A 12,260-nucleotide genomic window follows, 5' to 3' on the forward strand; every position below is an offset into this window, starting at 1 on the left:
AAAGTAGGTCCTAGTAAGCGATTTCGAGCACTCAGAACATTCTGCGGGCCATCTTGAAGGCCCGCGCCGTGTACGGCGGGTAGATGAAGCTGGACAGGTCGGGGCGGGTCGGCTTGGTCAACACCGACTTGCGGTGGCTGAACTCCTCGAAACCGTAGCGCCCGTGGTAGGCGCCCATCCCCGATGCGCCGACGCCGCCGAACGGCAGCTTGGCCGTCGACACCTGGAAGGCCAGGTGATTGACCAGCATGCCGCCGGCCGGCACCTCCTTGATCACCCGCTCGCGGGTCTCGCGCGTCTTGGTGAACAGGTAGGCCGACAACGGCTTGGGCCGCGAGTTGACGAATCGTATTGCGTCGTCCAGGGATTGGACCGTGATCACCGGCAGCACCGGTCCGAAGATCTCGTTCTGCATCAAAGGCCCGTCCGGGTCGGGGTCGACCACGACGGCGGGCTGGATGCGCAGGCTCGCCGGGTCGCACTTGCCGCCGACGATGACCTTGCCGTCGCCCCCGGCGAGGTAGCCGCTGATCCGGTCGAACTGACGCTGGTTGACGATGCGCATGCCGTTGGGCTTGTCCGAGGTGAACTTGGTGATGGCCGCGCCGATCTTGTTCACCAGGTCGTCGCGAATCTTGGCGTCCGCCAACACGTAGTCGGGGGCGACGCAGGTCTGGCCGGCGTTCAGCAGCTTCATCCAGGCGATCCGCTTGGCCGCGACGTCCACGTCGGCGTCGGCCGCCACGATCACCGGGCTCTTGCCGCCGAGCTCCAGCGTGCACGGCGTCAGGTGGGGCGCGGCGCCTTCGTAGACCTTGCGGCCGATCTCGGTGCCGCCGGTGAACAGCACGCGGTCCAGGCCCTGCGCGATGAGCTCCTGGCTGACCGAACCGTCGCCCTCCACCACGGCGATCGCGTCGCTGTCGAGGTATTTGGGCACCAGCTCGGCCATCAGGTGCGCCGACGCCGCGGCGATCTCAGAGGGCTTGAGGATGACGGCGTTGCCCGCGGCGATCGCGCCGACCGCCGGACCCAGCGTCAGGTAGAACGGGTAGTTCCACGCGCCGATGATCAGCACCGTGCCGTACGGCTCGTACTCGATCCAGCCGCGACCGGGCAGCTGCGGCATCTCGAGCAGCTGGTAGCGGCGGCGCGTCCATCTGCGCACCCGCTTGGCCGCATACTTCGCCTCGCCGGCGGTGGTCGCGACGTCGGCGATGAACGCCTCGAACGGGCTGCGGTCCAGATCCTGGGCGAGGGCGTCCGCGATGGCCGCCTCGTTCTCTTCCATCAGCTTGGCCATCTGCAGCAGCTGCCGTTTGCGCCACTCGATGTCGCGGGTGCGACCGGTGGCGAAGGTCTTGCGCAGCCGCTGCACCGTCGCCGGGATGTTCGCCGGCTGGGGGCTCGGCGCTCCATTGGTGGCGGATGTCGTGGGTGTAACCGATTCGGTGGTCATCGTTGTCCTTCCCTGCTTCGGTCATCCCGGAGGCGCCCGCTACTCGTCGCAGGAGCGCGCGTGGGTGATAACGGCGATCCTAACCATCCGGTTGGGAGAGCAGTAGAAAGGATCTGGCCGACCGCCGCGACCGCCGTTGGCGGCGCTGGCGGCGATGCCGCGAGACTCGCCCGGCCAGCGGGGAATTACAGCCGCTCGGCGATGACGAAGTCGGAGAAGGCGTCGTCGTCGTCGGCCTGCGCGACGTTCTCGACCCAGCGGCCCAGCCGGCGCATCTCGTCGGTCGAGCGCTGCGCCTGCGCGCGCCAGCCGTGGTCGTTCAGCCACTCCGTGACGTCGGCCCGGTGCTCGTCGCGGTACATCAGCTCCCCGACGTCGACGGTCTCTTCGATGCCGAGCTCGTCGGCGACCTTCCGGAATCGCTCGCGCATCTGCTGCCGGCGCTCGTCGGCGTGCGCGGGCGCGGTTTCCGCCGAGACGCGGCTTCCCGCCGGGCTCAGCTCACCGATCTGGGTGAACAGCCGGTCCTGCGCCTCGGCCGGCAGGTACATCAGCAGGCCCTCGGCCAGCCACGCGGTGCGCGCCGTCGGGTCGAAGCCCGCCTCGCGCAGCGCGGCCGGCCAGTCCTGCCGCAGGTCGATGGCCACCGCGCGCCGGTCGGTGGACGGCGTCACGCCGTTTTCCGCCAAGGTCGTGGACTTGTATTCCAGCACCTGGGGCTGGTCGATCTCGTACACCACGGTGCCGGCGGGCCATTCGAGGCGGTACGCGCGCGAATCGAGGCCCGACGCCAGGATCACCACCTGCCGGATCCCGGCGGCGACGGCGTCTGTGAAGTAGGTGTCGAAGAAGTGGGTGCGCACCGCCTGGTAGCCGCGCATGTGCTCGAGCTGCGCCGCGGAGTCGGCGTCGAGGGCTTCGATCTTGGCCGCCACGTCGGGATCGAGCATGTGCTCCCACAAGACCCCGGCGCCGGCGTTGGTGACCAGGAGTTTCGCGTAGGGGTCGCGGATCAGGGCGTCGGGCCGCTCGGTTTCGACGGCCCGGGCGGCGGCGACCATGACCGCCGTGCTGCCGACACTGGTTTTGATGTCCCAGGTGTCGTCGTGGGTGCGCAGTGAGCTCATCGCGTTGCTCCTTGGGTCGTGGGGCGAAAGTCAGGAGGTCGGCTCGCCGAGGCGCGCGCGCAGCAGCGTGCTGCGCACCGCCTCTTCGGCGAGGTCGTCGGGTACCGGGCGGCCCAGCCGGGCCATTTCTTCGCGGTTGTCCACGGTGTCTACCTGCCAGCCGTGGTCGCGCAACCATTGGGCGGGATCCGAGCGGTCCGGCTCGTGATAGGTCAGCGCCTGCACGTTGACGTCGAGCCCGAGCCGTTCCCGCATCCGCAGCCAGCGCTGCGAATTGCTCCGGGAGTTCATGCCGAACGCCTCGATGGCGACCCGGCTGCCCGGGGCGCTCAGGGCGGTGAACATCTCGAAGAGGCGATCTTGCGCATCGCTCGGCAGGTACGGGAGCAAGCCCTCGGCCAGCCAGGCGGTCGGTTGAGTGCGGTCGAACCCGGCCGCGGCCAATGCCGCCGGCCAGTCGTCGCGCAGGTCGACCGGAACCGGGCGGCGACTCGCCGTGGGAGCGGCGCCATGCTGCTGCAGGATTCCGGTCTTGTATTCGAGAACCTTCGGCTGGTCGATCTCGTACAGCGCGGTGCCGTCCGGCCAATTGAGGCGGTAGGCCCGGGAGTCCAGTCCGGCCGCCAGGATGACCACCTGCCGGATGCCGGCGTGGACGGCGCCGTCGAAGTACTCGTCGAAGAAGTGCGTGCGCACGGCCTGATAGTCGATGCCGATGCGATGCGCGCGGCGTCCCTGCTCGTCGCCGTCGAGCCAGGCCAATTCGGGGTCGGCGAGCCGCGCCCATGCCGAACCGGCCGACGAGACCAAGATGCGGGCGAACTGGTCACTGATCAGCGGGTCGCTTCCGGCGGTCTCCGCCGCGCGTGCCGCCGCGACACCCAGCGCGGTGGCACCGACGAGTTCGGTGATGGTCCAGCTGTCGCCGGCTGATCTCAAAGAAGGCGGTAACGACGCGTCCAGGTCAGTCATGACCCGTCCATGCTACCGGGATAAGTTAGTTAGCCTATACGCTTTGTGGGCAAGTTCACTGCGGGCGCAACCGCTAAGCGTCGGGCACGCGGAAAGCGCCTTCGAGCAGTCGGCGGATCATTCCGGTGATGGCCAACAGGGCGTCGGGGGTCTGGACGAAGCCGGCATACAGGCCCACCCCGCACATCAGCACGACCAGCGCCTCGACTAGCGCCGAGGCCTCGAAGTCGGCGGGGATCTCACCCCGCTCGATCGCAGCATTGACCGCCCGGACCAGAAATTCCCGGACGATCCGGACGGAATCGTTTTCGGTCGTGTTCCATTCCGGGTGCCGTTGCGACTCGAGCACTCCGGTGATTATCAGCGCCGATCCGGCGGGAGTGTCGGAATTAGCGCGCACCGCAACGGAAATGAACGCGGCGAGCTGCGCCGGCAGCGTGGTTTCGCGTTCGGCTTCTCTGATCCCGGCGCCGATGACGGCCTCGTTGGTTTGCTGGAGCACCTCTCCGTACAAGACCCGCTTGCTGGAGAAGTAGTGGTTGATGGCCGGGCGCGTCAGGTCGGCGCGGCCCGCGATCGCCTGGAACGTCGCGCCGTCGTAACCGCGTTCGCTGAACACCAGGCGAGCGGCCCGCATGATCCGCTGTCGCGTCTCGTCGGCCTTTGCGGCAGGGGGACGCCCCGGCCGGCGTCCCACCCCTGAAGGCATCGTTAGAGTGTGCCACCGCCATGGTGCGGCATCAGGGCATTTGGCGGAATGCTGCCGAATTTCCCGGCCTGGTAGTCGTGCAACGCCTCGACCAATTCCGCCCGTGAATTCACCACGAAAGGCCCGTAGTGAAATACCGGCTCGCGAATGGGTTGGCCACCCAGCAGCAACACATCCATGGCCGTGAAGCGCGCCGATTCCGGTGCGCGGTCGGCGCCCAAGGTGATCCGATCTCCGGGCCCGAGCACCGCCAATTGGCCCGCGCGAATCGGGTGAGCGAGCGGGCCGACGTGTCCGCTGCCCGAGAGCACGTAAATCAGCGCGTTGAAATCCCGCCGCCACGGCAGGTTCAGGCGGGCGCCGTTTTCGATCGTGGCGTGCGCGAGGGTGATCGGCGTGTGGGTGATGCCGGGCCCGCGGTGACCGTCGATGTCGCCGGCGATGATGCGGATCAGCGTCCCGCCGTCGTCGGAGGCGATCAGCGCCGCGTCGCCCCCTTCGATGGCCTGGTACCGGGGCGGCGCGAACTTGTCCCGCTTGGGCAGGTTCACCCACAACTGGATCCCGTGGAAGAGGCCGCCGCTGTCGACCAGTTCGGCGGGCGGCGTCTCGATGTGCAGGATGCCCGAACCGGCGGTCATCCACTGCGTCGCGCCGTCGGTGATCAGGCCGCCGCCGCCGTGGGAGTCCTGGTGGGCGAATTTGCCGTCGATCATGTAGGTGACGGTCTCGAACCCGCGGTGCGGGTGCCAGTCCGTACCCCTCGGCTCGCCCGGTTCGTAGTCCACCTCGCCCATCTGGTCCATGTGCACGAAGGGGTCGAGGGCGGCGGCGCTGACCCCGGCGAAGGCGCGGACGACGGGAAAGCCCTCCCCCTCGTAGCCACGGGGCCCGGTGGTGATCGACCGGACCGGCCGTTCGGTGTCGGCCGGCGCGGCGGCTCCGACGCGCGGCAACGTCAGCGTGTTTGCGGTAATGGCGGGCATCTGACCTCCGTAATGAGAACTGCCCGTATAACCGGACCGCGGTCCGATTATTCCTCCGGACGCACCCACCGGCCGCCGGATAATTGCGTAGTGCAATATTTGCTCTGGTAGATGGTCGTCGCGTCCGGCCGTCTCGACTCGGTCAACGAGCAAAGTGAGGCCTTCGGGGGAAGGATGCGTGGATGGGGCAAAAACCGACGGCCACCGATCCTGTCCGCGCGGCGAGGCCCGTGGCCGATGCGGTCGGCCGACTCGCGGGGTGGCTGCGGGCGAACCGGCTCGGCCTGTTCTGCGTTGCGCTCGTGGTCGGGCTCGGCGCCGGGCTGGGCGCGGTGGCCTTCCGGTACCTGATCTACGGCTTCACCTGGCTGGCGACCGGGCACGACGAATTCGGCCAGGACGGCTGGGTGGGCAGCGACCATTTGCCCTGGGTCGGAATCGGTTTCTTCGTGATCATCCCGGTCGTCGGCGGTTTGCTGTACGGACCGCTCATCTCGCGGTTCGCCAAGGAGGCCCGCGGCCACGGCGTCCCGGAGGTCATGATCGCGGTCGCGGAGAACGGCGGCCGCATCCGTCCGCAGGTGACGGTGGTGAAGGCGCTGGCCTCCGCGCTGTGCATCGGTACGGGCGGGTCGGTCGGCCGTGAGGGGCCGATCGTACAGATCGGGGCGGCGCTGGCATCCGGCTTCGGCCAGTGGGTGCGCATGCCGGAGAACCGGCTGCGGGTGCTGGTGGCCTGCGGCGCCGCCGGCGGCATCTCGGCCACCTTCAACGCACCGATCACCGGGGTGTTCTTCGCCGTCGAGCTGATCCTGCGCGAACTGTCCGTGGAGGCGGTCTTCACGATCATGCTGTCCTCGATGGTCGCCGACGTGGTCGCCCGCGTCTTTTTCGGCTCGGCGCCCTTCCTGACCAAGCTGCCCGCCGGCATCGAGCTGAACCACATCGCCAACTACCTGCTGGTGGCGCTGCTCGCGGCCATCGCCGGGCTCATCGGGATCGTGTTCAAGAACGTCCTCTACAAGACCGAGGACCTTTGCGACCGGGCGTGGGGCAAGCGCCCCGATTGGGCGCGGCCTGCGGTCGGCGGGATCGTGCTGGGCCTGCTGTTGCTCGCGGTGCCGCAGCTCTACGGCGTCGGCTACCCGGTGATGTACGCCGCGTTCGCCGGCCACTACGCGCTGTGGTTCTTGGTGCTCCTCGCCGCCGGGAAGATGCTGGCGTGCGGCCTGACCATCGGCATCGGCGGATCGGGCGGCGTGTTCGCTCCCTCGCTGTTCGTCGGGGCCACCTCGGGCATGGCCTTCGGGCTGTTCGTCCAACACACGATCGGCACGGCCGTCGGGCACCCCGCCCTCTACGCCATCGTCGGGATGGGCGCCGTGTTCGCCTCGGCCGCGCGCGCCCCGCTCACGGCGCTGGCGAGCACCGTCGAAATGACCGGGGATTTCACCCTCACGCTGCCGGTCATGTTGGCCGTCGCCGTCGGCACGACGGTGTCGCGCGGGCTCTCCTACGGCACCATCTACACGACCAAGTTGTTGCGCCGGGGCATCGACATCGACCGCCCCACCCCCAGCAACGCGTTCGCCGACCTCACCGCGGCCGACGCCATGCACCGGTTCACCGTTCCGGTGGACCTGACCCGCCCGCTCGGCCACACCAACGGCGACCTGACGGGCCTGCTCGGTCCCGTCACGCGCATCCGAGAGCCGCAGGCGCTGTTCGCCAATGACAGCCTCGCTCAGGCCTTGCGCCAGCTCGTGCTCTACGGCCGCGACGGGCTTCCCGTCATCGACACCGAGGTCCGGTCCGTTCAGGGCTGGTTGACCAATCAGAACGTGCTGCGCGCGCTCAGCGCCTACTTCGCCGCCGCCCAGCCCGGTGTCGAGGCCGGCCGCCAGGCCGCCGAGTGGGCCGAACCGCAATCCACGCTCCCCGAACATGACCCGCACAGCCAGCTCGACGGCTACCGCATCGTCGAGCACACCCTGGCCAGCGACTCGGCCGCGGTCGGCCGAACCCTCGGCGACCTCGAGTGGCCGGACGGCCACTTCGCCGTCTCCGTGCTGCACAACCGGCGACTCGTCGATGCCGACGCCACCCTACGGCTCGCCGAGGGCGACCGGGTCAACGTTCTCACGCCCAAAGACGGCGTGCGGCAAGCGGATTCGGCGCCCAGCTAGGAAGCGCCGCGCGCGCTGCTGGCGGCGTCGCGCTCGGTGGTCGAGCCCTCGTGGGTCAGCTTTCCGCCCGCGCTCTCCAGGTGGGCGCGGACGAACCACTGGAACTTCTCCAGGTTTCCGGCCTGATCGATCAACAGGTCCTGGGTGACCGGGTCGAGCTCCTCGGTCTCCTCGATGTACTTGCGGATGTCCTCGATGACACCGGTGTAGACCAGGTCCAGCGCGGCCAGGTGGGCCTGGACGGTGTCGCGACCGACCGAATAGTCGTCCCAGGTGCGGTCTTTGATGATCGCGCCCGGGGTGCCCTGCGGTGAACCGCCCAGGGCCGCGATGCGTTCGGCGACGTCATCGGCGAAGCCACGGACCGCCTCGACCTGCGGGTCGATCATTTCGTGCACACCAATGAAGTTCGGCCCCACCACATTCCAGTGGACGTGCTTGAGCGTCAGGTGAAGATCGTTGTAGGTGCTCAGTTGCTTTTGCAGCAGTTCGGTCAGCCGGGCTCCCTGTTTGTCGGTGAGGCCCGGGATGGTGAACTGGGTCATCGATTTCCTCCGTTTCGCACACGGTCACGTCTCCGCACAGGGTTACCCGATGGCCGGTGCCGAAAACGCCGCCGCGGCGAGGCCATGACCACGTTTAGAGCTCGCTGATGTGCTGCACCGGCAGTCGGGGCCCGCGCCGCGGCTCGTATGCCAGCCCGCTGGCCTCGAGCAAGCGGACCACGCGGTGGCGGTGCGGCCGCATCGGCTCGAGCAGTTCGACCATGCCCGCGTCATCGACCGGGCGGCCCACCAGCGTCCAGCCGATCATCTTGGGGATGTGGTAGTCGCCCACCGACAGCGCGTCGGCATCCCCGAACGCCCGCTGCGCCGTCTCCGCGGCGGTCCACTCCCCCACCCCCGGCAACGACATCAACGCCTCCCGGGCCCGCGCAGCCGGACGGGATGTCAGCCGCTCCAGCGAGTCGGCCCGCCGCGCGCACGTCACCAGCGTCTGCGCCCGCCTCGGGTCGACATTGGCGCGATGGAATTCCCAGGACGGGATGCGTCGCCACACTTCGGCGGGTGGCGGCACCCGCATCCGCGCCGGCGCCGGTCCGGGGGCCGGCGAGCCGTACTTGGACACCAGCAGGCGCCACGACCGGAACGCGTCGGCACCGGGCACCCGCTGCTCGATGATCGCCGGGATCAGGGCCTCCAGCACCAGCCCGGTGCGGCCCAGCCGCAGGTGCGGGACCCGGCGGTGCGCCTCGGCGACGACCGGGTCACGCGGCACGAAATCCGAGGCGTCGTCGTGCAGGCCCAGCAGCGCCGGCAGCCGTTCGACGAACTCCGGGGCCCCGCCACCCCACGCCACGCACCGGGCGGCATTGACGGCCGCCCGGCTGATCCGGGCGGTGACGGGGCCGGTCGGCAACAGGCTGGTCCGCCAGATGGCGCCGTCACCGGATGCCTGGAAACAGGGATCCCCGAAACCGCGCCGCAGCGGCGCCAACGTGTGCCCGAAGCTGACCGCCCCGGGAAACGTGACAGTGCGCGCGATCTCCACCGACCGACTTTCCGATTGACCGTTAACGATGTGCCAAGTCAATATTGCGATGTGATGACGCCGTTCGATGACCCGCAGGGCGAACTGGCCTGGATGTTCCTCCAAAGTACGAGCGACGGGGGCGACCTCGACGAAGGCTTCGCGCTGCTCAGTGACGACTTCACCTACTGGTCACTCGTCACGCGCACTTCCTGCGACAAGGAGACCTTCCGGCGAACCGTCGAGCGGCGCAAGGCCGAACTCGAGCTGACCATCGACCTGGTGCGCTGTGTCAACGAGGGAGAAACCGTGGTGGTCGAGGCCCAGGCGAACGGCACCACCACCGGCGGCGTCGAATACGACAGCCCGTTCGTCTGCATCTTCGACACCCGCGACGGGTTGATCGTCTCGATGCGCCTGTACAGCGACACCCGAGCGCACGAGGCCGCTTTCCCCGGGTGGATCTGCTAGGACGCCGAGACGCTGATCTCCGCCTTGTTGGGGTAGAAGGCGACGTGCCCCGCGATCGCCGCGACCGCCGGATAGGGCCGCTCGTAGGTCCAGATCACGTCCTCGACGGTGTCGCCGGCCGAGCTGGTCACGCTGTAATAGCTGGCCTCCCCCTTGAACGGGCAGTAGGTGCTGGTGTCCGTGCGGGTCAGCCGGTCCTGCACCACGTCGCTCATCGGAATGTATTGCACCGCGGGCAAAGAGGCCTCGCGCAATTCGAGGGCGGCCGTCGTGTCGGCGACCAGCTCACCGTTGACCCGGACCTGTACCCGTCCCCGGGTCGGCTCGATGGTGATCGGGTGGCCGGCGTTGGGCTCTTTGATTTCGGGATGGCTCATGGTCTCCTCCTAGACGCCGATAGCGGGTGCAACACGTGCCGAGGGCCGACACTTCCCGATCAGGGCGGTCCGAACGCGTAGCGGTGATACTGGGCCATATTGGCCATGGCCGGAACCAGCGACATGGCCCTGCCCATCACGTGGTAGGCGCGCGGAAGTCGCTCGAAGGTGTCTGATTCAAACCACCGCACCCAGGAAAGCAGCCGAGTGCCGGGCACCGCCGCCAGTATCTCGCCCGGTCCGTCGATGCCCCAGCTCAACTTTGATCCTGACCGGCGCACCACCGCGTTCATCCACTGCGACTTGATACCCATCCGGTTGAACGCGTCGAATTGCAGCTCGCCGCGGTCGAAGCGATCAACGACCCGTCGCAGCAGCGCGATGCCGTCCTGTTCGCACAGATACATGGTCAGGCCTTCGGCGATCATCAGCGCGGGCCGGCCATTGGGTATCCGCGTCAGCCAGGCCGGATCGGTCACCGACGCCGCGACGACGTGGCAGTGCTCGGCGGCGGGATAGAGCCGGGTGCGCAGCTCGGCGACGTCGGGGTAGTCGATGTCGTACCACTCCACCAGCGGGCCCGGTTGGAGCCGGAAGTATCGACCGTCCAGACCGCAACCCATATGCAGGACAACGGCGCTCGGATGTGCGTCAAGGAATTGGCGTGCCCAAATGTCCAAGTGCGCGGTGCGGGTCGTCACCGACGCTGATTTGCGCGCGGTGATGGTGGTCTTCGTCCAGTCGTAGTCGATCCGCCCGACGGCCTCCTTGGCGTAACGGTCGCCCAGGATCGGGTTCGGCAAGTCCGCGTCCAGCGCCTTGGCGTACAGCGTCGCCAGCATCGTTTGGGGCGGCCCATGCAGGTCGACGCGTATCCGGTCCATCGGCCGGGCGCCTAGTCGGGCTGCGCGGCCGGAGCGTTCTTCCGCGGGGTCCGCATCGCCGCCCAGAATCGGGCCGCCTCGCGGATCGATTCCTCGACCGGGCGGGGCTGCCAACCCAATTCGCGCTTGGCCTTGCTGCTGTCGACGTCGGATTCGGCGCGCATCATGCGCACCGACGCCAGGCTGAGCTCGGAGTCCTTGCCGGTGAGCCGCGCCTTGAAGGTGCCCGCCGCGGCCAGGGCGTAGAGCATCGGGACCGAAATCGCGCGTTGCGGCGGCGGCACCCCGGCCTCGTCGGCCGCGATCCGTACGACGTCGTTCAGCGCGATCATCCGCTCGGAGACCAGGTATCGCTCACCGATGCGCCCGCGCTCGGCGGCCAGGATCATGGCCCGCGCGGCGTCGTCGACGCCGACGACTTCCAGCCGAATGCCGTTCATCAGAAAGGGCAGCTTGCCGAAGACCGCCCCGGCGATGAAGGCACCGTGCGGCGTGCCACCCCAGTCACCGCTGCCGTAGGTCGTCGACACGCACATCGCGACGGCGGGCAGGCCGGCGTCGGCCACGTACCGCATCACCAGGTTCTCGGCCTGCACCCTGGACTGCACGTAGGGCGTCAACCCCCGCGGGCTGATCACGTCGTCTTCGGTGGCCACGTGCCCGTGTCGGCGGCCCACCGTCGCGTAGGTGCTGGTGAAGATGAACCGGCGCAGGTCCGGTTGGTTGACGGCGGCATCGAGAACGTTGCGCAGGCCGTCGACGTTGGTGCGGAACAGCGGCGCCGGATCGCGCAGCCACGCGCGGGTGTCGACGACGCAGTAGTAGACGTCGTCGACGCCGTCCATCGCCTCGCCCAAGGTGGCGTCGTCGAACACGTCGCCATGAAACCGGGTCAGCTCGAGGTCGTCGATGGAGCGGGTGTTGGCGTTGGGCCGCACCATGGCGCGCACCGCGAAACCGTCGGCCACGAGCTGGCGGGTGACGTGCGAGCCCAGAAAGCCGTTGGCGCCTATAACCAGCTTGGGGCCGAGTTTGGGTTTGACGCTCACTGGAATCCTCCGTTTTCCTGCATCCACCGAGCGGCGTCGTCGTCGAGCGTGCCCAGCGCCTGGGCCTTCCGGCACCACTTCATGCCGGCGCGCAGGAAACGCAGCGGGTTGTAGATGTCTTCTTCACGGCTCCACTGGCCGTCCCCGGCATAAGTGATGATCGTGATGTTGGTTGCGCTGATGACGCTGCCGTCGCCCGGGTCGCGCATCGGGTTGTCGAGTTCGAGGATGACCCGCGCGGTCGACTCGTCGACGACGGACCACAACGTGGGGAACGCGACCATGTGGCTGCCCGGAAAGGTTGTCATCGTTTGCTTGATCCACTCGCGCACCTCGTCGCGGCCCCGCATGGTGCCGGCGGCATGCTCGACGTACTCGACGTCCGGTGTGTACTGCTCGACCCAGGCGTCCCAGTCGCGCGTCTCGGCGGCCCGGGCGACCGTTTCCTCGAATTTCTCGAAGGCGGCGGCCAGTTCGCTACGGGAGAACGAACGGGTGGTCACTTTGCGG

General features: G+C 68.4%; 13 protein-coding genes. 2 read left to right on the forward strand and 11 right to left on the reverse strand.

What is annotated here, in order from left to right:
• Positions 1-31 precede the first annotated feature (31 nt).
• From U8D42_RS20770 to U8D42_RS20790, 5 genes are all read right to left on the reverse strand, one after another.
• Positions 32-1,459, reverse strand: coding sequence for an aldehyde dehydrogenase family protein (locus U8D42_RS20770; RefSeq protein ID WP_322858389.1), 1,428 nt, complete (start codon positions 1,457-1,459; stop codon positions 32-34).
• A 185-nt stretch (positions 1,460-1,644) separates the two neighbouring features.
• Positions 1,645-2,577, reverse strand: a complete 933-nt coding sequence (locus U8D42_RS20775; protein ID WP_322858798.1) for a class I SAM-dependent methyltransferase — start codon at positions 2,575-2,577, stop codon at positions 1,645-1,647.
• 39 nt (positions 2,578-2,616) lie between these two features.
• Positions 2,617-3,558, reverse strand: coding sequence for a class I SAM-dependent methyltransferase (locus U8D42_RS20780; protein ID WP_322858388.1), 942 nt, complete (start codon positions 3,556-3,558; stop codon positions 2,617-2,619).
• 73 nt (positions 3,559-3,631) lie between these two features.
• Positions 3,632-4,267, reverse strand: a complete 636-nt coding sequence (locus U8D42_RS20785; protein WP_322858387.1) for a TetR/AcrR family transcriptional regulator — start codon at positions 4,265-4,267, stop codon at positions 3,632-3,634.
• A gap of 2 nt (positions 4,268-4,269) precedes the next feature.
• Positions 4,270-5,253 carry a pirin family protein gene (locus U8D42_RS20790; RefSeq protein WP_322858386.1) on the reverse strand — a complete coding sequence of 328 codons (984 nt, stop codon included), beginning with the start codon at positions 5,251-5,253 and terminating at the stop codon, positions 4,270-4,272.
• A 182-nt stretch (positions 5,254-5,435) separates the two neighbouring features.
• Here U8D42_RS20790 and U8D42_RS20795 point away from each other — a divergent pair, with 182 nt between their 5' ends.
• Positions 5,436-7,439: a chloride channel protein gene (locus U8D42_RS20795; RefSeq protein WP_322858385.1), complete on the forward strand. Its 2,004-nt coding sequence runs from the start codon at positions 5,436-5,438 to the stop codon at positions 7,437-7,439.
• Here U8D42_RS20795 and dps read toward each other — a convergent pair.
• Positions 7,436-7,984 carry a DNA starvation/stationary phase protection protein Dps gene (gene dps, locus U8D42_RS20800; RefSeq protein ID WP_085239459.1) on the reverse strand — a complete coding sequence of 183 codons (549 nt, stop codon included), beginning with the start codon at positions 7,982-7,984 and terminating at the stop codon, positions 7,436-7,438. The two genes, U8D42_RS20795 and dps, sit on opposite strands and share 4 nt — an antisense overlap.
• A 94-nt stretch (positions 7,985-8,078) precedes the next feature.
• On the reverse strand, positions 8,079-8,990 hold the full coding sequence (locus U8D42_RS20805) for a DNA-3-methyladenine glycosylase family protein (RefSeq protein WP_322858384.1): 912 nt from the start codon (positions 8,988-8,990) through the stop codon (positions 8,079-8,081).
• A gap of 54 nt (positions 8,991-9,044) precedes the next feature.
• Here U8D42_RS20805 and U8D42_RS20810 point away from each other — a divergent pair, with 54 nt between their 5' ends.
• A complete protein-coding gene (locus U8D42_RS20810; RefSeq protein WP_244275140.1) occupies positions 9,045-9,440 on the forward strand; it encodes a nuclear transport factor 2 family protein in 396 nt (131 codons plus the stop codon).
• Here U8D42_RS20810 and U8D42_RS20815 read toward each other — a convergent pair.
• Genes U8D42_RS20815 through U8D42_RS20830 form a run of 4 tightly spaced genes read right to left on the reverse strand, consistent with a single transcriptional unit; the run spans position 9,437 to position 12,253 of the window.
• On the reverse strand, positions 9,437-9,817 hold the full coding sequence (locus tag U8D42_RS20815; RefSeq protein ID WP_322858383.1) for a DUF427 domain-containing protein: 381 nt from the start codon (positions 9,815-9,817) through the stop codon (positions 9,437-9,439). The genes U8D42_RS20810 and U8D42_RS20815 overlap by 4 nt on opposite strands.
• 59 nt (positions 9,818-9,876) lie before the next feature.
• Positions 9,877-10,692, reverse strand: coding sequence for a class I SAM-dependent methyltransferase (locus tag U8D42_RS20820; protein ID WP_322858797.1), 816 nt, complete (start codon positions 10,690-10,692; stop codon positions 9,877-9,879).
• A 20-nt stretch (positions 10,693-10,712) separates the two neighbouring features.
• Positions 10,713-11,750 carry an NAD-dependent epimerase/dehydratase family protein gene (locus U8D42_RS20825; RefSeq protein ID WP_322858382.1) on the reverse strand — a complete coding sequence of 346 codons (1,038 nt, stop codon included), beginning with the start codon at positions 11,748-11,750 and terminating at the stop codon, positions 10,713-10,715.
• Positions 11,747-12,253 carry a nuclear transport factor 2 family protein gene (locus U8D42_RS20830; protein ID WP_085239454.1) on the reverse strand — a complete coding sequence of 169 codons (507 nt, stop codon included), beginning with the start codon at positions 12,251-12,253 and terminating at the stop codon, positions 11,747-11,749. The genes U8D42_RS20825 and U8D42_RS20830 overlap by 4 nt, the downstream gene beginning before the upstream one ends.
• Positions 12,254-12,260 lie beyond the last annotated feature (7 nt).

It is taken from the genome of Mycobacterium europaeum (genome assembly GCF_034555895.2).
GTDB lineage: Bacteria > Actinomycetota > Actinomycetes > Mycobacteriales > Mycobacteriaceae > Mycobacterium > Mycobacterium europaeum.

Coding starts and splice junctions, on each gene's coding strand:
- U8D42_RS20780 (WP_322858388.1), bottom strand. CDS start 3,558: ATGACTGACCTGGACGCGTCGTTACCGCCTTCTTTGAGATCAGCCGGC.
- U8D42_RS20770 (WP_322858389.1), bottom strand. CDS start 1,459: ATGACCACCGAATCGGTTACACCCACGACATCCGCCACCAATGGAGCG.
- U8D42_RS20790 (WP_322858386.1), bottom strand. CDS start 5,253: ATGCCCGCCATTACCGCAAACACGCTGACGTTGCCGCGCGTCGGAGCC.
- U8D42_RS20785 (WP_322858387.1), bottom strand. CDS start 4,267: ATGCCTTCAGGGGTGGGACGCCGGCCGGGGCGTCCCCCTGCCGCAAAG.
- dps (WP_085239459.1), bottom strand. CDS start 7,984: ATGACCCAGTTCACCATCCCGGGCCTCACCGACAAACAGGGAGCCCGG.
- U8D42_RS20810 (WP_244275140.1), top strand. CDS start 9,045: ATGACGCCGTTCGATGACCCGCAGGGCGAACTGGCCTGGATGTTCCTC.
- U8D42_RS20795 (WP_322858385.1), top strand. CDS start 5,436: ATGGGGCAAAAACCGACGGCCACCGATCCTGTCCGCGCGGCGAGGCCC.
- U8D42_RS20815 (WP_322858383.1), bottom strand. CDS start 9,817: ATGAGCCATCCCGAAATCAAAGAGCCCAACGCCGGCCACCCGATCACC.